The sequence below is a fragment of the Pseudomonas sp. 57B-090624 genome (genome assembly GCF_003234055.1).
Classification (GTDB): Bacteria; Pseudomonadota; Gammaproteobacteria; order Pseudomonadales; family Pseudomonadaceae; genus Metapseudomonas; species Metapseudomonas tohonis.
On record NZ_QKRU01000004.1, the window covers coordinates 15,190 to 39,418 of the forward strand.

The 24,229-nt window shown below is 68.6% G+C and carries 19 protein-coding genes and 1 pseudogene; 16 read left to right on the forward strand and 4 right to left on the reverse strand.

What is annotated here, in order from left to right:
- Positions 1 to 77 precede the first annotated feature (77 nt).
- The 3 genes from DMX10_RS02760 to ilvA all read left to right on the forward strand — a co-directional run bounded on the left by DMX10_RS02760 (position 78) and on the right by ilvA (position 3,034).
- Positions 78 to 899 carry an HDOD domain-containing protein gene (locus DMX10_RS02760; RefSeq protein ID WP_043244530.1) on the forward strand — a complete coding sequence of 274 codons (822 nt, stop codon included), beginning with the start codon at positions 78 to 80 and terminating at the stop codon, positions 897 to 899.
- Between the two features lie 195 nt (positions 900 to 1,094).
- On the forward strand, positions 1,095 to 1,511 hold the full coding sequence (locus tag DMX10_RS02765) for a DUF4440 domain-containing protein (protein ID WP_043244527.1): 417 nt from the start codon (positions 1,095 to 1,097) through the stop codon (positions 1,509 to 1,511).
- Positions 1,508 to 3,034 carry a threonine ammonia-lyase, biosynthetic gene (ilvA, locus tag DMX10_RS02770; RefSeq protein WP_111259670.1) on the forward strand — a complete coding sequence of 509 codons (1,527 nt, stop codon included), beginning with the start codon at positions 1,508 to 1,510 and terminating at the stop codon, positions 3,032 to 3,034. The genes DMX10_RS02765 and ilvA overlap by 4 nt, the downstream gene beginning before the upstream one ends.
- A gap of 221 nt (positions 3,035 to 3,255) precedes the next feature.
- On the opposite strand, the gene trmA is transcribed toward ilvA, so the two are convergent.
- Complete coding sequence (gene trmA / locus DMX10_RS02775; RefSeq protein WP_111259671.1) at positions 3,256 to 4,350, reverse strand: tRNA (uridine(54)-C5)-methyltransferase TrmA; 1,095 nt, start codon at positions 4,348 to 4,350, stop codon at positions 3,256 to 3,258.
- Positions 4,350 to 5,642, reverse strand: coding sequence for an NCS2 family permease (locus DMX10_RS02780; RefSeq protein WP_111259672.1), 1,293 nt, complete (start codon positions 5,640 to 5,642; stop codon positions 4,350 to 4,352). The genes trmA and DMX10_RS02780 overlap by 1 nt, the downstream gene beginning before the upstream one ends.
- 293 nt (positions 5,643 to 5,935) lie before the next feature.
- Between DMX10_RS02780 and DMX10_RS02785 the strand changes: the two are divergent.
- The 3 genes and pseudogenes from DMX10_RS02785 to DMX10_RS02795 all read left to right on the forward strand — a co-directional run.
- Positions 5,936 to 6,462, forward strand: a pseudogene (locus DMX10_RS02785) ((2Fe-2S)-binding protein); the annotation flags it as partial.
- Positions 6,463 to 7,452, forward strand: coding sequence for a xanthine dehydrogenase family protein subunit M (locus DMX10_RS02790; protein WP_111259674.1), 990 nt, complete (start codon positions 6,463 to 6,465; stop codon positions 7,450 to 7,452). It abuts the pseudogene before it with no gap.
- A complete protein-coding gene (locus tag DMX10_RS02795; RefSeq protein ID WP_111259675.1) occupies positions 7,449 to 9,656 on the forward strand; it encodes a xanthine dehydrogenase family protein molybdopterin-binding subunit in 2,208 nt (735 codons plus the stop codon). The genes DMX10_RS02790 and DMX10_RS02795 overlap by 4 nt, the downstream gene beginning before the upstream one ends.
- Here the strand turns inward: DMX10_RS02795 and DMX10_RS02800 are convergent, their stop codons facing one another.
- Positions 9,657 to 10,874 (reverse strand): MFS transporter, encoded by a 1,218-nt coding sequence (locus DMX10_RS02800; RefSeq protein WP_111259676.1) that lies wholly within the window; start codon positions 10,872 to 10,874, stop codon positions 9,657 to 9,659.
- Positions 10,875 to 11,154: 280 nt separating this feature from the next.
- Here DMX10_RS02800 and DMX10_RS02805 point away from each other — a divergent pair, with 280 nt between their 5' ends.
- From DMX10_RS02805 to DMX10_RS02840, 8 genes are all read left to right on the forward strand, one after another.
- Positions 11,155 to 13,986 carry a xanthine dehydrogenase family protein molybdopterin-binding subunit gene (locus DMX10_RS02805; protein ID WP_111259677.1) on the forward strand — a complete coding sequence of 944 codons (2,832 nt, stop codon included), beginning with the start codon at positions 11,155 to 11,157 and terminating at the stop codon, positions 13,984 to 13,986.
- Positions 13,979 to 14,518: a (2Fe-2S)-binding protein gene (locus tag DMX10_RS02810; RefSeq protein ID WP_111259678.1), complete on the forward strand. Its 540-nt coding sequence runs from the start codon at positions 13,979 to 13,981 to the stop codon at positions 14,516 to 14,518. The genes DMX10_RS02805 and DMX10_RS02810 overlap by 8 nt, the downstream gene beginning before the upstream one ends.
- A 2-nt stretch (positions 14,519 to 14,520) precedes the next feature.
- A complete protein-coding gene (locus tag DMX10_RS02815; RefSeq protein WP_111259679.1) occupies positions 14,521 to 15,744 on the forward strand; it encodes a cytochrome c in 1,224 nt (407 codons plus the stop codon).
- A 2-nt stretch (positions 15,745 to 15,746) separates the two neighbouring features.
- Positions 15,747 to 16,718 (forward strand): XdhC family protein, encoded by a 972-nt coding sequence (locus DMX10_RS02820; RefSeq protein ID WP_111259680.1) that lies wholly within the window; start codon positions 15,747 to 15,749, stop codon positions 16,716 to 16,718.
- A gap of 162 nt (positions 16,719 to 16,880) precedes the next feature.
- Complete coding sequence (locus DMX10_RS02825) at positions 16,881 to 17,468, forward strand: NTP transferase domain-containing protein (RefSeq protein WP_111259681.1); 588 nt, start codon at positions 16,881 to 16,883, stop codon at positions 17,466 to 17,468.
- Positions 17,469 to 17,846: 378 nt separating this feature from the next.
- Positions 17,847 to 19,292, forward strand: a complete 1,446-nt coding sequence (locus DMX10_RS02830; RefSeq protein ID WP_111259682.1) for a cytochrome ubiquinol oxidase subunit I — start codon at positions 17,847 to 17,849, stop codon at positions 19,290 to 19,292.
- 2 nt (positions 19,293 to 19,294) lie between these two features.
- On the forward strand, positions 19,295 to 20,302 hold the full coding sequence (cydB, locus tag DMX10_RS02835; RefSeq protein ID WP_021218807.1) for a cytochrome d ubiquinol oxidase subunit II: 1,008 nt from the start codon (positions 19,295 to 19,297) through the stop codon (positions 20,300 to 20,302).
- A 17-nt stretch (positions 20,303 to 20,319) separates the two neighbouring features.
- Positions 20,320 to 20,466: a DUF2474 domain-containing protein gene (locus DMX10_RS02840; RefSeq protein WP_043244499.1), complete on the forward strand. Its 147-nt coding sequence runs from the start codon at positions 20,320 to 20,322 to the stop codon at positions 20,464 to 20,466.
- Positions 20,467 to 20,806: 340 nt separating this feature from the next.
- Here the strand turns inward: DMX10_RS02840 and DMX10_RS02845 are convergent, their stop codons facing one another.
- The gene (locus DMX10_RS02845) at positions 20,807 to 21,931 is read right to left on the reverse strand and encodes a class I SAM-dependent methyltransferase (RefSeq protein ID WP_111259683.1); all 1,125 of its coding nucleotides are present in this window, start codon (positions 21,929 to 21,931) and stop codon (positions 20,807 to 20,809) included.
- A 327-nt stretch (positions 21,932 to 22,258) separates the two neighbouring features.
- On the opposite strand from DMX10_RS02845, the gene DMX10_RS02850 reads away from it, so the two are divergent.
- Positions 22,259 to 23,251: a TRAP transporter substrate-binding protein gene (locus DMX10_RS02850; protein WP_111259684.1), complete on the forward strand. Its 993-nt coding sequence runs from the start codon at positions 22,259 to 22,261 to the stop codon at positions 23,249 to 23,251.
- 84 nt (positions 23,252 to 23,335) lie between these two features.
- A complete protein-coding gene (locus DMX10_RS02855) occupies positions 23,336 to 24,112 on the forward strand; it encodes a ferredoxin--NADP reductase (protein ID WP_111259685.1) in 777 nt (258 codons plus the stop codon).
- Positions 24,113 to 24,229 lie beyond the last annotated feature (117 nt).

Genomic DNA, 24,229 nt, shown 5'->3' on the forward strand with positions numbered 1-24,229 from the left:
CGCGGCGACGGCCTGCCGGGCAGGCTTGGGAAACTTGCCTATCCTTTGGTTTTCAAGCCGATGAAGGAGGTGGTCCCATGGATATAGACGCCCTATTTTCCAACCTGCACACCTTGCCCAGCATTCCCAAGGTGGCGCAGGACCTGATCCAGCAATTCGACAGCCCGACCTCCAGCCTGGATGGCGTGGCGCGCAATATCGCCCTCGACCCGGTGATCGCCGCCAAGGTGCTGCGCCTGGCCAACTCCGCGCGTTTTCGCGGGGCGCGGGAGTCCACCAGCATCGAGGACGCGGCCATGCGCCTGGGCTTCAACACCCTGCGCACCCTGGTGATGGCCTCGGCCGTGACCGGCGCCTTCAAGGCCTCGCCCAACTACGACCTGAAGGGCTTCTGGCTGCACAGCTTCCAGGTGGCGAGCATCAGCCGCCTGCTGGCCAAGCAGAAGGGCGTGGACGCGGACACGGCGTTCACCTGCGGGATGATGCATGACATCGGCGAGCTGCTGATCCAGACCGGTGCCCCGGAGTTCGCCGAGAAGCTCAACAGCGGCAAGGGCGGTGCCACCGGGCGTGCCGCCAGCGAGACGCTGCAACTGGGGTTCGGCTACCCGGAAGTGGGCGCGGAGCTGGCGCGGCGCTGGCAGCTGCCGGCGGTGATCCAGCAGGCCATCGCCTACCAGGCGCGACCGATGCAGGCGCCGGCCGATGCGTTGCTGCCGCGCATCCTGGCCCAGGCGGTGCTGGTCAGCGAGGCGCTGCAGGCCCATGGCGGTGCCACCGAGGAGGCGCGGCAGTCCCTGGAAGGCCCGCTGGTGGAAGGCGTGGACCTGGACGCGCTGTTCGCCGCGCTGCCGGCCGTGCTGGAGGCGGACAAGGCCTTCGCCGAGCTGCTCACCTGAAAACCGCCGCTTGACTTGGCGCAGCGGCAGGAATAATTTCCAGCACCATGAAACCGACCACCCAGATGCTGCGCCAACAGATTATTACCGCCATTCGATACTTGGCGGGTTGACCAGTACCTACACAGAAACCCGCCCTCGAGGCGGGTTTCTTCTTTCTGTCTCCTGGGCCCCAAGCGAACCTCAGGAGACGCCATGCAACCCTCCCCTCTCGTCCAGGCCGTGCAACGGGCGGACCAGCTGATCAATGCCGGGCGCTTCGATGCGCTGATGGATTTCTACACCGACGATGCCGTGCTCGTCGTGCGCCCGGGCCTCAGTGTCCAGGGCCGCGACGGCATCCGCCGCGCCTTCGATGCCATCGCCGCGCACTTCCAGCACAGCCTCTGGGTCAGCCAGCGCGACCTGCAGGTGATGGAGACCGGCGACACCGCCCTGGTCATGGGGCGTGCGCGCATCCAGTGGCGGTCCGCCGACGGCTTCCTGTCCTTCCTCGAACGCAAGGCCACCTACGTGTTCCGCCGCCAGGCCGACGACAGCTGGCGCTGCGCCGTGGACAACTCCTATGGCACCGACCTGCTCGACGCCGTCACCGGGGAGGCCGTGGCATGACCGACGCCCTGCTCAAAGGCTATGTGCAGAAGATCCTCCGCGCGCCGGTCTACGACGTCGCCATCGAGACGCCCCTGCAGCCGGCGCCACGCCTGGCCCAGCGCCTCGGCAACGCCGTGCTGCTCAAGCGAGAGGACCTGCAGCCGGTGTTCTCCTTCAAGATCCGTGGTGCCTACAACCGCGTGTCCCAGCTCAGCGCCGAGCAGCGTGCGCGCGGGGTGATCGCCGCCTCCGCCGGCAACCACGCCCAGGGCCTGGCCCTGGCGGCGCGGCACCTGGGGATCGAGGCGACCATCGTCATGCCGCGCACCACGCCGGAGCTCAAGGTCCAGGGCGTGCTCGCCCGGGGCGGCCGCGCGGTGCTCCACGGCGACGCCTTCCCCGAGGCCCTGGCCCATGCCCTGCAACTGGCCGAGGCGCGCGGGCTGACCTTCGTGCCGCCCTATGACGACCCCGACGTGATCGCCGGCCAGGGCACCGTGGCCATGGAGATCCTGCGCCAGCATCCCGGGCGGCTGGACGCCATCTTCGTGCCGGTGGGCGGCGGTTCGCTGATCGCCGGCATCGCCGCCTATGTGAAGTACCTGCGCCCCGAGGTGAGGGTGATCGGCGTCGAGCCGGACGACTCCAACTGCCTGCAGGCGGCCATGGCCGCCGGCGAGCGCGTGGTGCTGGAGCAGGTCGGGCTGTTCGCCGACGGCGTGGCCGTGGCGCAGATCGGCGCGCACAACTTCGAGGTCTGCCGCCAGTACGTGGACGAGGTGCTCACCGTCAGCGCCGACGAGATCTGCGCGGCGATCAAGGACATCTACGACGACACCCGCTCCATCACCGAGCCGGCCGGCGCGCTGGCCGTGGCCGGGATCAAGAAGTACGTGGCCCGCGAGCGCTGCGAGGGGCGCACCCTGGTGGCCATCGACTCGGGCGCCAACGTCAACTTCGACCGCCTGCGCCACGTCGCCGAGCGTGCCGAGCTGGGGGAGCAGCGCGAGGCGATCATCGCCGTGACCATCCCCGAGCGCCCGGGCAGCTTCCGCGCCTTCTGCGAGGCCCTGGGGCGGCGGCAGATCACCGAATTCAACTACCGCTACCACGGCGATGCCGAGGCGCACATCTTCGTCGGCGTGCAGACCCACCCGGAGAACGACCCGCGCGGGGCTCTGGTGCAAGGCCTGCGCGACCAGGGCTTCCCGGTGCTGGACCTGACCGACAACGAGCTGGCCAAGCTGCACATCCGCCACATGGTCGGCGGGCGCGCGGACGGCGCCCTGCACGAGCGCCTGCTGCGCTTCGAATTCCCCGAGCGCCCCGGTGCGTTGCTCAATTTCCTCGACAAGCTGGGCGGGCGCTGGAACATCAGCCTGTTCCACTACCGCAACCACGGCGCCGCCGATGGCCGCGTGGTGGCCGGCCTGCAGGTGCCCGACCACGAGCTGCACCTGTTGCCCGGGGCGCTGGACGCCATCGGCTACCCCTGGTGGGACGAGAGCGACAACCCGGCGTATCGCCTGTTCGTGGGGTGATGGGGGAGGGGCCGGCTGGGTAGGCGCGAATTCATTCGCATCGGGGTACCAGGCGGTCACGCACAGGGTGGGCGTAGGGTGGGCTTCAGCCCACCGTTTTCCTTCGGCCAGCTCGGTCTCCAGCCCGTTTCCGGGCGCGCCTCACCTCCGCCTTGGTGGAGGTAAAAAGCGACCTCCACCCTACGCAGCGGTCATGTCCGTGCGGTGGCTCGCGGCCGGAATCAGCGCCTGACCAGCAACACACCCGATTCCATGTGGTGGGTGTAGGGGAACTGGTCGAACAGGGCGCAGCGCTCGATGCGGTGGGTGTCGTGCAGCTGGGCGATGTTGGCGGCCAGGGTCTCCGGGTTGCAGGAGATGTAGAGGATGCGTTCGAAGCGGCGGGTCAGCTCGCAGGTGTCCGGGTCCATGCCGGCGCGGGGCGGGTCGACGAACACGGTGCCGAACTCGTAGGCCTTGAGGTCGATGCCGGCGAGGCGGCGGAAGGGGCGCACTTCGTTGAGGGCTTCGGTCAGCTCTTCGGCGGAGAGGCGCACCAGGGTGACGTTGTCCACGCCGTTGTCGGCGAGGTTGGCCAGGGCGGCGTTGACCGAGGTCTTGCTGATCTCGGTGGCCAGCGCCTTGCGCGCGCGGGTGGCCAGGGGCAGGGTGAAGTTGCCGTTGCCGCAGTACAGCTCCAGCAGGTCGTCGCTGCGCTCGCCCATGGCTTCGAAGGCCCAGGCCAGCATCTTTTGGCACACCTCGCCGTTGGGCTGGGTGAAGGCGCCTTCGGGCTGGCGGTAGCGGAAGGCACGGCCGGCGACGGTCAGCTCTTCTTCCACGTAGTCGCGGCCGATGACGATGCGCTTGCCCTTGGAGCGGCCCACCAGGCTCACGCCCAGGTCGGCGGCGAGCTTCTCGGCCTCGGCCTTCCAGGCATCGTCCAGGGGGCGGTGGTAGCAGAGGGTGATCAGCGCGTCGCCCGACAGGGTGGTGAGGAACTCCACCTGGAACAGCTTGAACGACAGCACCTGGCTGGCCTGCCAGCCGGCCTTCAGGCGCGGCATCAGCTCGTTGATGCGGCGGCTGGCGATGGGGAAGTCCTCGATCAGCACGGGAGTGAACTTGTCCCCGGCTTCGAACATGGCGTAGTGACGGGTTTCACTGCCGGTCTCGCGCCACAGGCGGAACTCGGCGCGCAGGCGGTAGTGCTCGCGGGGCGAGTCGAAGACGTCCGGTTGCGGTGCGTCGAAGGGCGCCAGCAGGGCCTTCAGGCGCTCGGCCTTGTCGGCGAGCTGCGCGGCGTAGCCTGTGGGATCGAACTGCGGGCGGCTCATCAGTGGAAGAACCCCATCTTGATCACGAACAGCACGGCGAGGATCACCAGCGCCGGGCTCAGTTCGTTGTAGCGCCCGGCCAGGGTCTTGATGGCGGCCCAGGCGATGAAGCCGAAGGCGATGCCGTCGGCGATGGAGTAGGTGAAGGGCATCGCCAGGGCGGTGATCAGCACCGGGGCGGCGGTGGTCAGGTCGTTCCAGTCGATCTCGGCCAGGCCCGAGGCCATCAGCACGGCGACGAAGAACAGCGCCGGGGCGGTGGCGAAGGCGGGCACGCTGCCGGCCAGCGGGGAGAGGAACAGCGCCAGCAGGAACAGGATGGCGACGACGATGGCGGTGAGGCCGGTGCGGCCACCGGCGCTGACGCCGGCGGCGGATTCGATGTAGCTGGTGGTGGTGGAGGTGCCCAGCAGCGAGCCGCCCATGGCGGCGGTGGAGTCGGCGATCAGCGCGCGGCCCATCTTCGGCATGTGGCCGTCGGCACGCATCAGGCCGGCCTTCTTGGCCACGGCGATGAGGGTGCCGGAGTTGTCGAACAGGTCGACGAAGAGGAAGGCGAAGATCACGCTGACCAGGCCGATTTCCAGCGCGCCCTTGATGTCCAGCTGCAGGAAGGTGGGTGCCAGGGACGGCGGCATGGAGACGATGCCGCCGAACTTCGACACGCCCAGGCCGATGCCGGCGAGGGTGACGGCGAGGATGCCGATCAGCACCGCGCCGGTCACCTTGCGCGCCTCCAGGGCGACGATCAGGAAGAAGCCGAGCACCGCCAGCACCGGCTCGGGCTTGGCCAGGTCGCCCAGGGTCAGCATGGTCACCGGGTGGGCGGCGACGATGCCGGCCTTCTGCAGGGCGATCAGCGCCAGGAACAGGCCGATGCCGGCGGCGATGGCCGAGCGCAGCTCCAGCGGGATGCTGTTGATGATCCATTCGCGGATCTTGAAGATCGACAGTACGAAGAACATGCACGCCGAGATGAACACCGCGCCCAGGGCCACCTGCCAGGTGTGGCCCATGTGCAGCACCACGGTGTAGGTGAAGAAGGCGTTCAGGCCCATGCCTGGGGCGAGGGCGATGGGGTAGTTGGCGATCAGGCCCATGATGGCCGAGCCGATGGCGGCCGCCAGGCAGGTGGCGACGAACACCGCGCCCTTGTCCATGCCGGTCTCGCCGAGGATGTCGGGGTTCACGAAGAGGATGTAGGCCATCGTCAGGAAGGTGGTGATCCCCGCCAGGACTTCGGTGCGTACGTTGGTGTCGTGCGCTCTGAGTTGGAACAGTTTTTCCAGCATGTGTGCTCCCCGTGACGTCTGCGCGTCGTGTTGGCCCGGACTGGATAGCAGTCAAGCACAGCGCCTGCGGTTGGGCGCCGTTTCTGCCAGCCCGGCAAAAAAGGCGCGCATCATACCAGCTCCCCCGGGGGCGGTGAATTTATGACCAGACGGGCAGCTTCGGTTTCGTCCATCCGCCCGTCGGGGCAGAAACCCTGAACCTCGGGGAAGAGCGGCCAGTCCACCTCAAAGATGCGGGTATCCACACCCGCGCACCGCCCTTCGGGGCCGGACCAGACAAGCCTGAGGTCGACATGAGTGCCCTATCCAGCCCACGCCGTGGCCCCGCTGCCATCGGCCACCCGATCCAACTGGTCATCAACGGCGAGCCCCATCGGCTGCAGGTGGAGCCCTGGACGACGCTGCTCGACCTGCTGCGCGAGCGCCTCGACCTGGTGGGCACCAAGAAGGGCTGCGACCACGGCCAGTGCGGCGCCTGCACGGTGTTGCGCAACGGTGTGCGGATCAACGCCTGCCTGGCCCTGGCGGTGATGCAGGACGGCGCCGAGATCACCACGGTGGAGGGCCTGGAACGCGGCGGCGAGCTGCACCCCATGCAGGCCGCCTTCATCCGCCACGATGCCTTCCAGTGCGGCTACTGCACGCCGGGGCAGCTCTGCTCGGCGGTGGCCCTGGCCAGCGAGAACCGCGCCCACGACCGCGATGCCATCCGCGAGCAGATGAGCGGCAACCTGTGCCGCTGCGGTGCCTACGCCAACATCCTCGACGCCATCGAAGAGGCGCTGCCGGCCTGCCGCGGCGCTGCCAGGGGGGACGCCGCATGACGCCCTTCAGCTTCGAGCGCCCCGAGGAACTGGACCAGGCCCTGGCGCTGGCCGGCCCCCACGCACGCTTCATCGCCGGTGGCACCAACCTGGTGGACCTGATGAAGGAGAACGTCGAGCGCCCCGAACGGCTGATCGACATCACCGCGCTGCCCCTGCACGGCGTGCTGGTCGGCGAGGGCGGCGGGCTGCGCGTCGGCGCCCTGGTGAGCAACGCCGACCTGGCCTGGCACCCGCGCGTACAGAGCCACTACCCGCTGCTGGCCGAGGCGCTGCTGGCGGGGGCCTCGCCGCAGCTGCGCAACATGGCCACCGTCGGCGGCAACCTGCTGCAACGCACCCGCTGCCAGTACTTCTACGACGTGGCCACGCCCTGCAACAAGCGCGCGCCTGGCAGCGGCTGCCCGGCGCGCACGGGGCTCAACCGCAACCACGCGATACTCGGCGCCAGCGAACACTGCGTGGCCACCCACCCTTCCGACATGTGCGTGGCCCTGGCGGCGCTGGAGGCCGTCGTGCACGTCGCCGGCCCCGGCGGCACGCGGGCGATCCCCTTCGCCGACTTCCACCGCCTGCCGGGCGACGAGCCGCAGCGCGACAATCACCTGGCGGCGGACGAGCTGATCACCGAGGTCGAGCTGCCGCCGTCGTCCTTCGCCCGCCACAGCGCCTACCTGAAGATCCGTGATCGTGCCTCCTACGCCTTCGCCCTGGTCTCGGTGGCGGCGGCGCTGCGCCTGGACCAGGGCGCCATCGCCGAGGCGCGCATCGCCCTGGGCGGCGTGGCGCACAAGCCCTGGCGCCAGCCCGAGGCCGAGGCGGCACTGGTGGGCAAGCCCTGCACGCCGGCGGCCTTCCGCGTCGCCGCCGATCTGCTGCTGCAGGGGGCCGAGGGGTTGGGGCGCAACAATTTCAAGGTGGAGCTGGCCCGCCGCGCGGTGATCCGCGCCCTGGCCGACGCCGCCAAGGGAGGGCCGCGCGTATGAGTGCATCGCCACTGGGCAAGGCCCATGACCGGGTGGATGGTCGCGACAAGGTCACCGGTCGCGCCCGCTACGCCGCCGACTTCGCAGTGCCCGGCCTGTTGCATGGCTGGGTGGTCAATGCCGGCATCCCGCGCGGGCGCATCCTCGCCATCGACAGCCGCGCGGCGGAAGCGGCGCCCGGCGTGCAGCTGGTGCTGACCCACGCCAACCGGCCGCCGGTCGCCCGCTACGACGAGCCCTACGAGGACGCCGACGCCGCCGACGGCTCGCCGTTCCGCCCGCTGTACAACGACCGCATCCTCTATAGCGGCCAGCCGGTAGCCCTGGTGGTGGCCGAGACCCTGGAGCAGGCGCGCCACGCCGCCGCCCTGGTGGCGGTGGAGTATGAAACGGAGCCGCACCAGACCGACCTGCTGGCCGCCCTCGACGACGCCCACCTGGCCCCGGCGTCCCTGCCCGAGCCGCGCGGCGATTGCGCAGGCGCCCTGGCGGGGGCGGCGCTGCGCATCGAGGTGCAGTACAGCTCGCCCATCGAGCACCACAACCCCATGGAGCCCCATGCCGCCACCGTGGTCATGCAGCCCGACGGCGCGCTGCTGGTCTACGACAAGACCCAGGGCACGCAGAACAGCCAGCAGTACATCGAAGGGGTGTTCGGCCTGGAGCCGGGCCGGGTACGGGTGATGGCGCCCTTCGTCGGCGGCGCCTTCGGCTCCGGCCTGCGCCCGCAGTACCAGCTGGTGCTGGCGGTGATGGCGGCGCTCAAGCTGCACCGCTCGGTGCGCGTGACCCTGACCCGGCAGCAGATGTTCAGCTTCGGCTACCGCCCGCGCACCGTGCAGCGCCTGGCCCTGGGCGCCGCCGCCAACGGCGAGCTGCGCGCCCTGCGCCATGAGGCGGTGGCGCAGACCTCGCGCTTCGAGGACTTCACCGAGCACGTGGTGGAGTGGTCCGGGATGCTCTACCAGTGCGACAACGTCGAGCTGGGCTACCGCCTGGCGCCGCTGGACGTCTACACGCCGCTGGACATGCGTGCCCCGGGCGCGACCCTGGGGGTCTTCGCCCTGGAGTGCGCCATGGACGAGATGGCCGCCGCCGTGGCCATCGACCCGTTGCAACTGCGCCTCATCAACTACGCCGAGCGCAACCAGAACGAGGGCAAGCCCTTCTCCAGCAAGGCCCTGCGCGAGTGCTACGCCCAGGGCGCCGAGCGCTTCGGCTGGGCGGCGCGTGACCCGCAGCCGCGCAGCATGCGCGAGGGCCGCGAGCTGATCGGCTGGGGCCTGGCCACCGGCGTCTGGGAGGCGATGCAGAGCCCGGCCAGCGCCCGCGCGCTGATCGACGGCGAGGGCCACCTGCACGTGAGCAGCGCGACCACCGACATCGGCACCGGCACCTACACGGTGATGACCCAGATCGCCGCCGCGAGCCTGGGGCTGGACATGGCGCGGGTGACCTTCAGCCTGGGCGACTCGCACCTGCCCAAGGCCCCGCTGCAGGGTGGCTCCTTCACCGTCTCCTCGGTGGGCAGCGCGGTGCAGCAGGCCTGCGTGGCGCTGCAGGAGAAGCTGCTGAAGGCCGCCGCCGAGCGGGAGGGCTCGCCCTTCGCGGGGCTTGCGCGCGATCAGGTGGAGTTCGTCGACGGCCAGTTGCGGGTCATCGGCGCGCCGGAGCAGGCGCTGGGCTTTGGCGAGATCGTCCGCGCCAGCGGCGGCGCGGCCCTGGAGGCGCAGGTGGAGGCCAGGCCCGACGAGAGACGCGAGGCCTATTCCACCGCCACCCACTCGGCGGTGTTCGTCGAGGTGCGGGTGGACGAGGCGCTGGGCGTGGTGCGCGTCGCCCGGGTGGTCAGCGCCATCGCTGCCGGGCGCGTGGTCAACCCGAAGACCGCGCGCAGCCAGATCCTCGGCGGCGTGGTGTGGGGCATCGGCATGGCCCTGCAGGAGGAGACCCAGACCGACCACGCGCTGGGCCGGCACATGAACCACAACCTGGCCGAGTACCACATCCCGGTGCACGCGGACATCGGCGAGGTCGAGGTGATCTTCGTCGAGGAGGAGGACCGCGTGGTCAATGCCCTGGGTTCCAAGGGGGTCGGCGAGATCGGCATCGTCGGGGTCGCGGCGGCCGTGGCCAACGCCATCTGGCACGCCACCGGCAAGCGCATCCGCGACCTGCCGATCACCCCCGACAAGCTGCTCTGATCAGTCGCCGCCGTGCAGGCGGTCGCGGTTGGCCAGGGTGGGGAAGAGCCTTATCCACAGGCCGGTGATGAGCAGCGTGCCGACGCCGCCCATCACCACCGCCGGCACGGTGCCGAACCAGGCGGCGGTGACCCCGGACTCGAACTCGCCGAGCTGGTTGGAGGCGCCGATGAACAGGCCGTTGACCGCGCTGACGCGGCCGCGCATCTCGTCCGGGGTGTGCAGCTGCACGAAGGCGCCGCGGATCACCATGCTGATCATGTCCGCCGCGCCGAGCACCGCCAGCACCGCGAGGGAGAACCAGAACGAGGTGGACAGGCCGAAGGCGATGGTCGCCACGCCGAACACGCCGACGGCGGTGAACATGATCCGCCCCACGTTGCGCTCGATGGGGAAGCGCGCCAGCCAGAACGACATCGCCAGGGCACCCACCGCCGGCGCCGAGCGCAGCAGGCCGAGGCCCCAGGGGCCGGTGAGCAGGATGTCCTTGGCGAACACCGGCAGCAGCGCAGTGGCGCCACCCAGCAGCACGGCGAACAGATCCAGGGAGATGGCGCCGAGGATGTCCGGGCGGCTGCGGATGAAGCGGATGCCGGCCAGCAGCGAGTCCAGGGAGGCGGGCTCCTTGCGCAGCACCTGCTGGCGGCTGGAAAGGCTCAGCATCAGGCAGCAGGCGAGGCCGTAGAGCACCGTCACCGGGCCGTAGACCCAGAGGCTGCCGACGGCGTAGAGCAGGCCGCCGAGGGCGGGCGCGACGATGGTCGCCGCCTGCATCGCCGAGGCGGCCGCGGCCACCGCGCGGGGGAACAGTTGGGCCGGGACGATGTTCGGCAGCAGCGCCTGGGTGGCCGGCATCTCGAAGGCCCGCGCGGCGCCAAGGGCGAAGGCGAGGAGGAAGATCATCTCGCGGCTGACGTTGTCGGTGGCGCTGCCGAACGCCAGTGCGGCGGCGATCAGGCCCTGGGCCGTCTGGCACAGCGCCGCGACCCGGCGCCGATCGTAGCGGTCGGCAACGTGCCCGGTATGCAGCATGAACAGCACGCGCGGGAGGAATTCCGCCAGGCCCACCAGGCCCAGGTCGAGCACGCTGCCGGTGAGGGCGTAGAGGTGCCAGCCGATGGCCACGGTGAGCATCTGGAAGCCGCTGGCCGTGCAGACGCGGGCGAGCCAGAACGCGAGGAACGGGCGGTGGTGACGCAGGAGCTGGGCCTGGGGCATGGAAAAATGCTTAGGGAGCTATCGGAAGCGCAGCCTATCACCTCGCTCGGGCGCGGGTGAATGGGGCTCCCGGGATTTCGTCAGCGACCCGACGAGCTCTTTTCCTGACTGACTGGGCAAATTTTTCTTTTTCTGCCAGACCGCCTTGGTTAGAATTTGACTTCGAGGTCAAAAAATCCTTTCGACTACGCTTGAATCGACCACTCCCGAGAGTGGCCGACAACCGTTTTTACGCTCAGAAAACAGGAGTCGGCGTCCGCCAAGGCTCCGAGGAACGGGTATGTCCAACCGTGAGTTATCCCGACGCGCCTTCTTGCAGGGCAGTGTCATCGCAGGTATCGGCATCACGCTGGCACCGCTGGGCAGCAAGGCCTTTGCTGCATTGTTCGAAGACCGGGTCACCGCCTCGCCACAGCCCTGGTACACGCCGGGCGGCCAGGCGCGAGCGCGCATCGACGGCGTCTCCAAGGCCTGCGGGGCCAAGGTCTTCGCCCGTGACATCCGCGCCAAGGACATGCCCGGCTGGCCCCAGCGCCAGGGCCATGCGCTGCTGATCAAGGCGACCCGCGCCGATCACCTCTACGCCGGCCTGGACCTGTCCATGCTCGGCGACGAGCTCAAGCCCGATCGCCTGGTCACCGCGGCGGACCTCGCCCGTGACGGCATCGGCTTCCCCGAAGGCCACAACCTCGACCCCTTCCTGCCGGAAGGCCAGGTGCCGATGTTCATCGGCCACCCGGTGGCGATGGCCATCTGGACCGACTTCGACCGCTACCGCCGGGCCAAGAACATCCTCAAGTTCAACGAGAAGGTGGTGCGCTACGGCGCCAAGGCCGAGCTGTACCAGGCCGACCCCTACGGCAGCTTCCGCTTCGTGCGGGTGGGCGGCGAGACGCCCTTCGAGCCGGACGTGTTCTCCAGCCTCAAGGACAGCATGCTGTTCCCCATCATCCGCCAGCGCAAACCGGTGTGGAGCCAGCAGGCCAGGATCAACGGCGACCTGACCCAGCAGGGCCTCTACTACGCCGAACGCATGGAGCAGCAACTCAAGGCGCCGCCGGAAGACTGGCTGGTGTTCGACGAGCGCTTCACCACCCAGTCCATCGAGCCGGCGGCCCTGGAAGCCGACAACGGCAACGGCTGGTACGACGCCGAAAGCGGCACCCTGCACTTCGTGGTCGCCACCCAGTGCCCCTTCGAGGTGGCCGAGCAGACCGCGCACATGCTGGCGCCGTCGCGCTTCAAGGTGGCCACGCTCAACCTGCACCCGGGCTACACCGTGGGCTACGGTTCCAAGGACAACAACATCTTCGTCTTCTACGCCGCGCTCGCCGCGATGTACGGCGAGGGCGTGCCGGTGCGCCTGGCCAACGACCGCTACGAGCAGTTCCAGAGCGGCATCAAGCGCCACCCCTTCGACATGCATTACCAGCTGGCGGTGAACAAGCGGGACCACAGCTTCCAGATCTTCCGCGCGCACATGGACGTCGACGGCGGCGGCCGCGCCAACTACAGCTCCTCGGTGGCGGCGGTCGGCGCCACGGCGGCGCAGTCCATCTACTACCTGCCGCAGAGCGACCTGGCCGCCACCGCGTACCATTCGCGCGGCGTCGAGGCCGGTTCCATGCGCGGCTACGGCACCCTGCAGACCATGGCCGCCACCGAGATGATGGTGGACGAGGTGGCCGGCCGCCTGGGCCTGGACGCCATCGAGCTGCGCAGGAAGAACGTCTTCAAGACCGGCATGAAGAACACCCAGGGTGCGATTCCCGCCGGTGCCCTGCGCCTCGACGAGATCCTCGACAAGGCCGCCCAGCATGAAATCTGGCGCACCCGCGCGGAGCGCAAGCAGCGCTTCGACGCCGAGGACCCGGACAACCTCTACGGCGTCGGCTTCGCCATGTGCCAGAAGGACTTCGGCACCGGCTCCGAGGCGCCCCTGGCGAGCCTGGAGATCACCGCCGACGGGCGCGTGCTGCTGCGCCACGTGGCCATCGACATGGGCACCGGCATGGCCACCTCCCAGGCACTGCTGGCCGCCGACCACCTGGGACAGCCGGCCCACGAGATCAAGACCGGGGAGACCGACTGGCACGAGCTGGGCCTGGTCACCAGCGGCAACCCCTACATCATCAGCCAGGCCGACCAGGACGCCGCGCTGAAGAACCCGCGCTGGGTGGGCAAGCTGGCCTCGCCGTCCTCGGCCACCAACTCCGCGTACTACTCCGGCCACGCCACCCGCGAGGCCGCGCGCATTCTCTTCAACCACGGCCTGTGGCCGGCGGCGCTGAGCATCTGGGGCCGTGGCGAGTACAACGGCTCGCTCAACCCCTACGTGGTGCGCCGCGAGGACGCCCACTGGAAGGACGGCGCTCTGAGCGCCGGCGGCATGCCGCCGATTCCCTTCGAGCTGCTGGCCAGGAAGGCCCACGACCTGGGCCTGGTCACTGCGGCCAGCGTGCACGGCTTCAACCGCTGGAAGTGGGCCTCGGCCGAGTTCGAGATCAACGGCGTGCGCGAGAGCCTGCCGCTGGACGCGGTGGCGGTGAAGTACGGCGCCGGTGCCGACGCCGGCAAGCGCGCCCTGATGACCCGCAACGGCTACCACCTGCTGGACCGCGTCTCGGTCAGCTACCCGGAAACCCAGCTCAACAACGCCATGGTCACCTACTACAGCCCGGTGGCCACCCTGGTGGAGATCAAGGTCAACAAGGGCAGCGGCGAGGCCCGGGTGATCAACCACCATTCCTGGATGGAGTGCGGCCGGGTGATCGTCCCCGAGCTGGTGCTCGGCCAGCTGGAAGGCGGCATCGCCATGGGCATCGGCCACGCGCTGATGGAGGAGATGCCGCTCTACGAAGGGGGCCCGGGCGAGGGCACCTGGAACTTCAACCGCTACCAGCTGCCCCGGGCGAAGGACGTCGCCGTGTGGTCGCAGACGGCGGAGATCCTGCCGCCGCTGTCGCCCAGCGACCCGGCCAAGGGCATCGCCGAAGTGGTGATGATCCCCGTGGTCGGCGCCATCGTGAACGCCGTGGCCCACGCCACCGGCAAGCGCCTGCGCGACCTTCCCCTGACTCCGGCCCGCATCAAGGAGGCCCTCCATGGCTAACCGCGCGCTCAGCATGAACATCAACGGCCAGGCCGTCGGCCCCATCGAGGTGGCGGATGACCTGATGATGATCGACTTCCTCCACGAGTACCTGAACCTCACCGGTTCGCGCCTGGGCTGCGGCCAGGGCGTGTGCCACGCCTGCGTGGCCATCCTCGACAAGCCCGACGGCACCAGCGAGGAGATCCGCACCTGCATCACCGGCGCGCATTTCTTCGCCGGCAAGAAGGTGCGCACGGTGGAGGGCCACGCCCAGCTCGACGACAAGGGCGAGGTGAAGAGCCTCAACCCCATCCAGCAGAAGTTCGTCGACCAGTTCGCCTTCCAGTGCAGCTACTGCACCCCGGGCTACGTCAACGCCGCCACCGTGCTGGTGGAGAAGCTGCAGCGCCAGCCGGTCAAGCGCAGCGAGCTGGAGGGCGAGATCGACAACGCCCTGGGCAAGCACATCTGCCGCTGCACCGGTTACGTCCGCTACTACAGCGCCGCGCGCGATGTGGTCGAGGAACTGGGTCTGGTGAAGGAAGGCTGATGATGAAAGCACTGCTGATCGCCGCCGGGCTGTTCCTGCCCCTGGCCGCCACCGCCGCGCCCGAAGCGCCCGCCGACAAGGCCCTGATCGAGCGCGGCCGCTACATTTCCCGCGCCGCCGACTGCGTGGCCTGCCACAGCATCGAGGGCAGCGCCCCCTATGCCGGCGGCCTGCCCCTGGAGTCGCCGTTCGGCACCATCTATGGCACCAACATCAGCCCGGACAAGGAGCACGGCATCGGCCACTACACCGCCGATGACCTCTACCGCGCGCTGACCCAGGGCGAGAAGCCCGACGGCAGCAAGCTCTACCCGGCGATGCCCTACACCTCCTACCACCTCATCACCCGCGAGGACTCCGACGCCCTCTACGCCTACCTGATGAGCCGCGAGCCGATCCCCAAGGCGAGCCCGCAGACCAGCCTGACCTTCCCGTTCAACCTGCGCTTCGGCCTGGCGTTCTGGAACATGCTCTACAAGAACCGCGTGCAGATGCAGCCGGCGGAGGGCAAGAGCGAGCAGTGGCAGCGCGGCCAGTACCTGGTGGAAGCCCTCGGCCACTGCGGTGAATGCCACACCCCGCGCAACGCGCTCGGTGCCCTGCAGCAGGACCAGCGCATGGAAGGCGGTGTGCTTCTGGGCTACCTGGCGCCGAGCCTGAAGGCCGAGGCGCTGGCCGCCCGTGGCTGGACCACCGACGACCTGGCGACCTTCCTCAAGCACGGCATCAGCGCCCAGGGCTCGGTGTTCAACGAGATGTACCCGGTGCTGCACCACAGCCTGCAATACCTGCCGGAGGTGGATCACCAGGCCATGGCGGTGTTCCTCATGGGTGACCAGCCGCCGGCTCCGGCGACCATCGCCACCCGCCCGCTGGCCGAGCTCACCGCCAGCGCCCAGGCCGGTCGCCAGGAGTACCTGAACCTCTGCGCCGGCTGCCATGGCGCGCAGGGGCAGGGCATCCCCCACGTGGCGGTGGCCATGGCCGGCAACACCACCCTGCGCCAGGAGGATTCGCGCAACCTCTTGCGGGTGATCGACGACGGCATCCGCGAGCAGCAGTTCACCGGCTTCGAGCGGATGCAGCCGATGCCGGGCTTCCAGCACGATCTTGATGACGCGCGGATGCGCGATCTGCTCAACTACCTGCGCCAGACCTGGGGAGGATCGCCCGGGGACATCGGCATGGAGAGCGTCTCCCAACTGCGAAGCGAAAAGGTTCACTGACCATGCAACACCTCGACCTCATCGTCGTGCGCAAGGCCCTCGAATGGTCCCGGGCCGGCCAGCGTGTCTGGCTCTGTACCGTGCTTTCCACCTACGGCTCGGCGCCCCGCGCGCCGGGTTCGCTGCTGGCCGCCAACGAGGCGGGGCAGTGGGTGGGGTCGTTGTCCGGTGGTTGCGTCGAGGATGACTTCCTCGAACGTGTCGCCGAAGGCGCCTTCCCCGAGCCGCTGGCGCTGGTGCGCTACGGCGACGGCAGCGACGAGCGTTCGAAGATCAGCCTGCCCTGCGGCGGGGTGCTGGACGTGCTGGTGGAGAACCTGCCGGCCGATTGCGAGGTGCAGGCGCACCTGCGCGAGCTGGAAAGCGCCCTGGCCGGCCAGCGCCGGCTGCTGCGGGAGATCCGCATCGACGGCGGCAGCCGCACCCTGCGGGAGGACCGCGAGCAGGGCGCCCGGGTCGAGCGCGACGAGCAGGTCATCCGCCTGCGCGTAGGGGCCGCCCAGCGCCTGCTGCTGGCCGGGTATTCCTCGGTGGCGCAGGTGTGCGCCGAGTTCGCCCAGCCGCTGGGCTTCGAGGTGGTGCTCTGTGACCCCCGCGAGGAGGTGCTCGAGGGCGTCGAGCTGCCGGGCGTCGAGGTGCGTCGCGAGCTGCCGTCCGAAGTGATCCGCAACGGTGGTTGCCACGCTGACACCGCCGTGGTGGCGCTGACCCACGACCCGCGCATCGACGACCTGGCGATGATCGAGGCGGTGCGCACCGAGGCCTTCTACATCGGCGTGATGGGCTCGATGGCCACCAGCACCAAGCGCCGGGAGCGCCTGCGCCGCGTGGGCGGCCTGAGCGAAGCGGACATGGCCCGCATCATCGCCCCCATCGGCCTGAACCTGGGCAGCAAGACCCCGGCGGAGATCGCCCTGGCGGTGCTTGCCGACATCCTGCGGGTGCGCAATGCGATACCGCGCGAGCGGGTTTGATTCCCTGGACGGAATACATGGGCGGCTCTCTGTGGGAGCGAATTCATTCGCGATGGCGGCCGACAGGCTGCTGCTCTGTATCGGTTTGCTGCTGGGACCGCTGCGCGGCCCTTTCGCGAATGAATTCGCTCCCACCCATTCTTTGATGCCCCAGGAGTTGTCATGCCCCCCGTCATCGCCCTGATCCTCGCCGCTGGCCGTGGTACCCGCTTCGGCAGCGACAAGCGCCAGGCGCGCCTGGCCGATGGGCGCACCCTGCTGGCGGCCAGCGTGGCGCGGGTGCGGGCGGTGTTCGATGAGGTGCATGTGGTGCTACGCCCGGAGGACGACCCGGCGGCGCTGGGCCTGCCGGCCGATTGCCCGGTGATCCGCTGCGCGGACGCCGACCTGGGCATGGGCCACAGCCTGGCGGCCGGCGTGCGCGGGTTATCCACAGCCCGGGGCGATGCCCTGGCGGTGCTGCTGGGCGACATGCCCTGGCTGGCCGAGGCGACCCTGGGCGGGCTGCTGGCGCGGGCCGACGCCCGGCGCATCCTGTTTCCGCTGCACCAGGGCCGGCGCGGCCACCCGGTGATCTTCGGCCGCGCCTTCTGGCCTGAACTCGAACGCCTCCAGGGCGACGAAGGTGCCCGTGCGGTGCTCGCCGCCCATCGCGAGGCCTGGTTGGCGCTGGAGGTGGACGACCCTGGCGTGGTGCTGGACGTGGACACGCCCAAGGCCCTTGATTCGGGGCACGCGCCACGGCCGTAGGCGTGCACCGGCTTCCAGGGGTGTAGGGTGGATGACGCTTCATCCATCCACCAGGCGGGTTAGCGGGCTGCTCAGGACTGTCCAGTGACCTTGTAGCGGAGCTCCGGTCCGGCTCCGTGTTTGTCCAGGGCTATCCACTCGCTGCGGCAACCTGCCGCGTGGCAATCGACCACAGCTTTTTTCCTCAAGCGAAGCGCTACTCTTTAGCTGCTGATTGATCTGCGTCAATGCCCGCACCTTGGGCTTGCGCTTGCGGCTGAGTGAGCCGCCATCTCCCTGAAACTCCAGATAAAAAGAACGAATTCCCAGGGCCCGCGCTCCAATTGCCGGAGTGACCCGCCCAGGGCCGTGCCCGTGAACCAGCTAGAGGACGTCGTAATGTTCGGATTGGAGGCTCTTGATCTCGCCCGAATCCAGTTCGCCTTCACCATTTCCTTCCACATCATCTTTCCGGCCATCACCATCGGCCTGGCGAGTTACCTGGCGGTACTGGAAGGCTTGTGGCTGAAGACCAACCGGGAGGTCTACCGCGACCTCTATCACTTCTGGTCGAAGATTTTCGCCGTCAACTTCGGCATGGGCGTGGTGTCCGGCCTGGTGATGGCCTATCAGTTCGGCACCAACTGGAGCGCGTTCTCCGACTTCGCCGGCTCGGTCACCGGGCCGCTGCTGACCTACGAGGTGCTCACCGCGTTCTTCCTCGAGGCCGGCTTCCTCGGCGTGATGCTGTTCGGCTGGAACCGCGTCGGCCCGGGCCTGCACTTCTTCTCCACGGTGATGGTGGCCATCGGCACGCTGATCTCCACCTTCTGGATCCTCGCCTCCAACAGCTGGATGCAGACGCCCCAGGGCTTCGAGATCGTCGATGGCCGGGTGATCCCCACCGACTGGTTCGCGGTGATCTTCAACCCGTCCTTCCCCTATCGCCTGGCGCACATGGCCACCGCGGCCTTCCTCGCCACGGCGTTCTTCGTCGGCTCCTCGGCGGCCTGGCACCTGCTGCGCGGGCGGGACAACCCGGCGATCCGCCAGATGCTCTCCATGGCCATGTGGATGGCCCTTCTGGTGGCGCCGGTGCAGGCCTTCATCGGCGACATGCACGGCCTCAACACCCTCAAGCACCAGCCGGCGAAGATCGCCGCCATCGAGGGCCATTGGGAGAACCCGCCCGGCGAGGCGACGCCGCTGATCCTCTTCGGCTGGCCGGACATGGAGCGCGAGGAAACCCGCTTCAAGGTGGAGATCCCCTACCTCGGCAGCCTGATCCTCACCCACAGCCTGGACAAGCAGGTGCCGGCGCTGAAGGAGTTCCCCAAGGAAGACCGGCCCAACTCCACCATCGTCTTCTGGTCGTTCCGCATCATGGTCGCCCTGGGCCTGCTGATGATCCTGGTCGGCGTCTGGAGCCTGTGGCTGCGCTGGCGCGGCGGGCTCTTCACCTCGCGGCCCTTCCTCCACCTATGCCTGTGGATGGGGCCGTCCGGGCTGATCGCGATCCTCGCCGGCTGGTTCACCACCGAGATCGGCCGCCAGCCCTGGGTCGTGTACGGCCTGATGCGCACCGCCGACGCCTCGTCCAACCACAGCTTCGCGCAGATGAGCCTCACCCTGATCATGTTCGTGGTGGTCTATTTCGCCGTGTTCGGCGCCGGCTTCAGCTACCTGCTGCGCCTGGTGCGCAAGGGACCGAAGACCGACGAGGGCAAGGAGCAGGGTATCGGCGGTCCCGGCCAGAAACGTACGCCGGCGCGGCCCATCTCGGCGGCCGACGAGAATATGGAAGACGACGACAACTCGGGTGACGACCTGGGCGCGAGGAACTGAACATGGGCATCGACCTTTCTCTGATCTGGGCGATCATCATCGTCTTCGGCGTGATGATGTACGTGGTGATGGACGGCTTCGACCTGGGCATCGGCATCCTCTTCCCCTTCGTCAAGGACGACTCCGAGCGCGACGTGATGATGAACACCGTCGCGCCGGTGTGGGACGGTAACGAGACCTGGCTGGTGCTGGGCGGGGCGGGCCTGTTCGCGGCCTTCCCGCTGGCCTACTCGGTGGTGCTGAGCGCGCTCTACCTGCCGCTGATGTTCATGCTCATCGGCCTGGTGTTCCGTGGCGTGGCCTTCGAGTTCCGCTTCAAGGCCAAGGAGCACAAGCGCCACATCTGGGACAAGGCCTTCATCGGCGGCTCCCTGGCGGCGACCTTCTTCCAGGGCGTGGCCCTGGGGGCCTTCATCGAGGGCATCCCGGTGGAGAACCGCCAGTTCGCCGGCGGCGGGCTGGACTGGCTGGCGCCCTTCCCGATCTTCAGCGGCCTGGGGCTGGTGGCGGCCTATGCGCTGCTCGGCTGCACCTGGCTGATCATGAAGACCGAAGGCCGCCTGCAGGAGCAGATGCACGACATGGCGCGCCCGCTGGCCCTGGTGCTGCTGGCGGTGATCGGCATCGTCAGCATCTGGACGCCCTTGTCCCATGGCGAGATCGCCCAGCGCTGGTTCAGCCTGCCCAACCTGTTCTGGTTCATGCCGGTGCCGCTGCTGGTGCTGGTGACCTTCTTCTACCTGCTGCGATCGGTGGCGAACTACGACAACATCAAGCCCTTCGTGCTCACCCTGATCCTCATCTTCCTCGGCTACAGCGGCCTGGGCATCAGCCTCTGGCCGAACATCGTGCCGGGCTCGCTGAGCATCTGGCAGGCCGCCGCGCCGCCGCAGAGCCAGGGCTTCGCGCTGGTGGGGGCGCTGTTCATCATCCCCTTCATCCTCGTGTACACCGCCTGGAGCTACTACGTGTTCCGCGGCAAGGTGACCCCGGACCAGGGCTACCACTAGTGGCCAGGAGAGCGACCATGGCTGTGGACAACCCCGAGAAGAAACCCCTGTGGCAGCGCCTGGGCTGGCTGCTGGCGATCTGGACCGCCAGCGTACTGGCCCTGGGTGTGGTGTCCTACCTGCTGCGTCTGTTCATGAATGCGGCGGGGCTGAGCACGCCCTGAGCCGGGCCCGGGCTCGCTCCCGTAGGAGCGAGCTCTGCTCGCGATGCCTGTTGTGAAGGGCAAGGTGCCCGGCCCGGCTCCGAGGGTGGACCGGTGAAGCGGGTCCCCCGCCCTACGGTTGAGCGACTCCCCGCAGCACCAGGGAGCGCAGGACGGTAGGGTGGATGTCGCTTTTTACATCCACCAGCGGTGCCCGGCCCGGCTCCGATGGTAGACCGATGAAGCGGGGTCCACCCTACGCAACGGTCGGCTCGTGCAGGGCGGGTGGAACCCGCGAATCCCAGCGACGGGGCTGTCGGGTTGCACCCGACCCACGGCGGCGCCCGCTTGAATCACGGCCCTATTTGGTGGCCTTGAGGATCACGAACTTGGGCGTGGCGGCGATCTGCTCGACGCCGCGGTACAGGCGCTTGAGCTTGGCGTGGTAGCCCAGGTGGCGGTTGCCGACTATCCACAGCTCGCCGCCGGTGACCAGCGCATCGCGCGCCTGCACGAACATGCGCCAGGCGAGGAAGTCGCCCACCACCTGCTGCTGGTGGAAGGGCGGGTTGCACAGCACCAGGTCCAGCGAGCCGGCCGGCTGCTCGGCGAGGCCGTCGCCGGGGCGGATCTCCACCGGTCGCTCGCCCAGGGCCGCGCGCCAGTTATCCACAGCCGATTGCACGGCCATGTACGACTCGTCCACCAGCGTCAGCTGCGCGTGCGGGTTGGCCAGGGCGTAGGCGATGCCGAGCACGCCATTGCCGCAACCCAGGTCGGCCACGCGGGTGGCGTCCAGGCGCCTGGGCAGGTGCGGGAGGAAGGCGCGGGTGCCGATGTCCAGGCCTTCGCGGCAGAACACGTTGGCGTGGTTGAGCAGTTCGAGGCGCGGTTCGTCGAGCTGGTAGCGGGTCGGGTAGGGCGAGCGGGCGGCCGCTCGGTCCGCTGCCGTGGCCACCAGCAGGCGGGCCTTCTTCACCGCCAGCGAGGCCTGCATCGGGCCGATGTACTTCTCCAGCAGGTCGCCAGCGGCGTGGGGCAGGTGCTTGACCATGCCGGCGGCCACCACCGTGGCGCCGGGCGCCAGGTGGCCCTGCAGGCGGATCAGTTGCTCTTCCATCAGCGCCAGGGTCTTGGGCACGCGGACCAGCACGCGGTCGAAGGGACCGTCCATCGGTTCGCTGGCCGGCACGAAGCGCACCGCGTCGGCGGCCAGGCCGTTGCGCGCGAGGTTGCGTTGCAGGCCGAGCAAGCCCAGGTGCGAATCACCGCTGCTGGTGACCTGCACATGCGGGGCCAGGCTGGCGGCCAGGGCGCCGAAGCTGTCGTTGAGCACCAGCACCCGGGTGGCGGCGTCGGGCGCCTGCTCGTGCAGGTGGCCGAGCAGGTACTCGTCGGCGGCGTCGAAGGCCTGCAGCGGGTCGTTCGGCTGGTCGGGAACGCGGACCAGGTCGAGCTGGCCGAAAGGGGTGAGCAGTGGGGGCATCGGGAACTCTGGACTCGGGTGAAGGCGAAGATTGTGCTGGAAGTGAGAGCTGGTTGGGATTAGCGGTGCTTGTTTATTGATCAGTTTTGCCTAAGAATCCGCGCCTCTGATTTCGGCCCGCCATCCCATGGCGATTCTCTGCGCCGGGACAGCTCCAATAATAACCAGGCATCTGGCATTTCTCTGCCCTGAACGACCTGGTACGCCGTAAAAAACGGTGCGTACCCGCTGGTTGGGAGCGGGCGTTCCACCGAAAAAAACCTTATTCCAGACGGAGCCGACGCGCATGGCGCGGGCTTCGCCGTTGCCATTTGCACAGGTGCATACATGTACAAGTCTCTGTTCGGGGCGCTGTTCGCTTCGCTCATGGTCCTTTCCAGCTCCGCGCTGGCCGAGGAGCCGATCCTCATCAAGTTCTCCCACGTCGTGGCCGAGGACACGCCCAAGGGCAAGGGCGCGCTGCTGTTCAAGAAGCTGGTGGAAGAACGCCTGCCGGGCAAGGTGAAGGTCGAGGTCTACCCGAACTCCAGCCTCTATGGCGATGCCGACGAGATCCAGGCGCTGCAGAGCGGCCAGGTGCAGATGCTGGCGCCCTCGCTGTCCAAGTTCGAGGCGTACACCAAGCAGTTGCAGGTGTTCGACCTGCCGTTCCTGTTCGATGACCTCGAAGCCGTCAAGCGCTTCCAGAAGCGCGACAAGAGCCGCGAGCTGCTGCGCTCGATGTCCAAGCAGGGCATCTATGGCCTGGGCTACTGGAACAACGGCATGAAGGAGCTGACCTCCAGCCGCGAACTGCGCAAGCCCGAGGACGCCAAGGGCCTGGCCTTCCGTATCCAGCCCTCCTCCGTGCTCGACGCGCAGTTCGGCCTGCTCGGCGCCAAGACCGTGAAGATGCCCTTCGCCGACGCCTTCAAGGCGCTCCAGGCGGGCACCATCCAGGGCACCGAAGGCCCCTGGTCGAACATCGCCAGCCAGAAGATCGACACCGTCCAGCCCTACGTCATCGAGACCAACCACGGTTCGCTGAACTACATGCTGATCACCAACCAGAAATTCTGGATCAGCATCCCGTACCAGACCCGCACCGAGCTGGAAGCGATCATCGAAGAGGTGACCTTCGCGGTGAACAAGGACGCCGAGGCGATGAACCAGAAGGACCGCGAGCGCGTCATCGCCGCCGGCAAGGCCAAGGTGATCACCCTCACCCCCGAGGAGCGTGACGCCTGGCGCCAGGCCCTGATGCCGCTGTGGAAGACCTACGAGGCGGAGATCGGTGCCGACGTGCTGCGCGCGGCCCAGACCGTCAACCGCAAGCACTGATCGGTCTATAGCCACAACGCGCGCGGGTGTTTCCCGCGCGCGCTTTGCGGGACACTGGCGGGGTTCCAGCGACAGGAGCCCGCAATGAGCGCCAGCGAAGAGAAGTTCACCCGCCAGACCCTGCTCGACGTCCATACCCTGACGCCGAGCCTGTTCACCCTGCGCACCACCCGTGACCCCGGTTTCCGTTTCCGCGCCGGCCAGTTCGCCCGCCTGGGCGTGACCAGGGCCGATGGCAGCACCGTGTGGCGCGCCTACTCCATGGTGTCCGCGCCCCATGACGAGCACCTGGAGTTCTTCTCCATCGTGGTGCCCGGCGGCGAATTCACCAGCGAGCTGAGCCGCCTCGCCGTGGGCGACACCCTGCTGGTCGACAAGCAGGCCTTCGGCTTCCTCACCCTCGATCGCTTCAATGACGGCCGCGACCTCTGGCTGCTGGCCACCGGTACCGGTATCGCGCCCTTCCTGTCCATCCTCCAGGACCTGGAGGTGTGGCAGCGCTTCGAGCGCATCGTGCTGGTGTACAGCGCACGGCATGAGCGCGAGCTGGCCTACCAGCCGTTGATCGGGGGCTTGAAGGGCCTGGAGCATCTGGAAGGCGTCGCCGACAAGCTCACCTACATCCCGGTGGTGACCCGCGAGCAGGTGCCCGGTGCGCTGAGCGGGCGCATCACCACGTTGATCGAGAACGGCGAGCTGGAGCGCGCAGCCGGCCTGGCGCTGGCCCCCGAGCATTCGCGGGTGATGCTCTGCGGCAACCCGCAGATGATCGAAGACACCCGAGCGGTGCTGAAGGCCCGCGACATGAACCTGGCCCTCACCCGCCGACCCGGGCAGGTGGCGGTGGAGAATTACTGGTAGAAGACGTTGGCCCTGCGAGCCCCGTGGGATGGCGTAGAGCGAAGCGAAACCCATCGATGCGGGGTAGGGCATGGGATCGGTGCCGGGCTGTCAGCATGGGTTTCGCACGGCTCTACC

Coding starts and splice junctions, on each gene's coding strand:
- DMX10_RS02760 (WP_043244530.1), top strand. CDS start 78: ATGGATATAGACGCCCTATTTTCCAACCTGCACACCTTGCCCAGCATT.
- DMX10_RS02765 (WP_043244527.1), top strand. CDS start 1,095: ATGCAACCCTCCCCTCTCGTCCAGGCCGTGCAACGGGCGGACCAGCTG.
- ilvA (WP_111259670.1), top strand. CDS start 1,508: ATGACCGACGCCCTGCTCAAAGGCTATGTGCAGAAGATCCTCCGCGCG.
- trmA (WP_111259671.1), bottom strand. CDS start 4,350: ATGAGCCGCCCGCAGTTCGATCCCACAGGCTACGCCGCGCAGCTCGCC.
- DMX10_RS02780 (WP_111259672.1), bottom strand. CDS start 5,642: ATGCTGGAAAAACTGTTCCAACTCAGAGCGCACGACACCAACGTACGC.
- DMX10_RS02790 (WP_111259674.1), top strand. CDS start 6,463: ATGACGCCCTTCAGCTTCGAGCGCCCCGAGGAACTGGACCAGGCCCTG.
- DMX10_RS02795 (WP_111259675.1), top strand. CDS start 7,449: ATGAGTGCATCGCCACTGGGCAAGGCCCATGACCGGGTGGATGGTCGC.
- DMX10_RS02800 (WP_111259676.1), bottom strand. CDS start 10,874: ATGCCCCAGGCCCAGCTCCTGCGTCACCACCGCCCGTTCCTCGCGTTC.
- DMX10_RS02805 (WP_111259677.1), top strand. CDS start 11,155: ATGTCCAACCGTGAGTTATCCCGACGCGCCTTCTTGCAGGGCAGTGTC.
- DMX10_RS02810 (WP_111259678.1), top strand. CDS start 13,979: ATGGCTAACCGCGCGCTCAGCATGAACATCAACGGCCAGGCCGTCGGC.
- DMX10_RS02815 (WP_111259679.1), top strand. CDS start 14,521: ATGAAAGCACTGCTGATCGCCGCCGGGCTGTTCCTGCCCCTGGCCGCC.
- DMX10_RS02820 (WP_111259680.1), top strand. CDS start 15,747: ATGCAACACCTCGACCTCATCGTCGTGCGCAAGGCCCTCGAATGGTCC.
- DMX10_RS02825 (WP_111259681.1), top strand. CDS start 16,881: ATGCCCCCCGTCATCGCCCTGATCCTCGCCGCTGGCCGTGGTACCCGC.
- DMX10_RS02830 (WP_111259682.1), top strand. CDS start 17,847: ATGTTCGGATTGGAGGCTCTTGATCTCGCCCGAATCCAGTTCGCCTTC.
- cydB (WP_021218807.1), top strand. CDS start 19,295: ATGGGCATCGACCTTTCTCTGATCTGGGCGATCATCATCGTCTTCGGC.
- DMX10_RS02840 (WP_043244499.1), top strand. CDS start 20,320: ATGGCTGTGGACAACCCCGAGAAGAAACCCCTGTGGCAGCGCCTGGGC.
- DMX10_RS02845 (WP_111259683.1), bottom strand. CDS start 21,931: ATGCCCCCACTGCTCACCCCTTTCGGCCAGCTCGACCTGGTCCGCGTT.
- DMX10_RS02850 (WP_111259684.1), top strand. CDS start 22,259: ATGTACAAGTCTCTGTTCGGGGCGCTGTTCGCTTCGCTCATGGTCCTT.
- DMX10_RS02855 (WP_111259685.1), top strand. CDS start 23,336: ATGAGCGCCAGCGAAGAGAAGTTCACCCGCCAGACCCTGCTCGACGTC.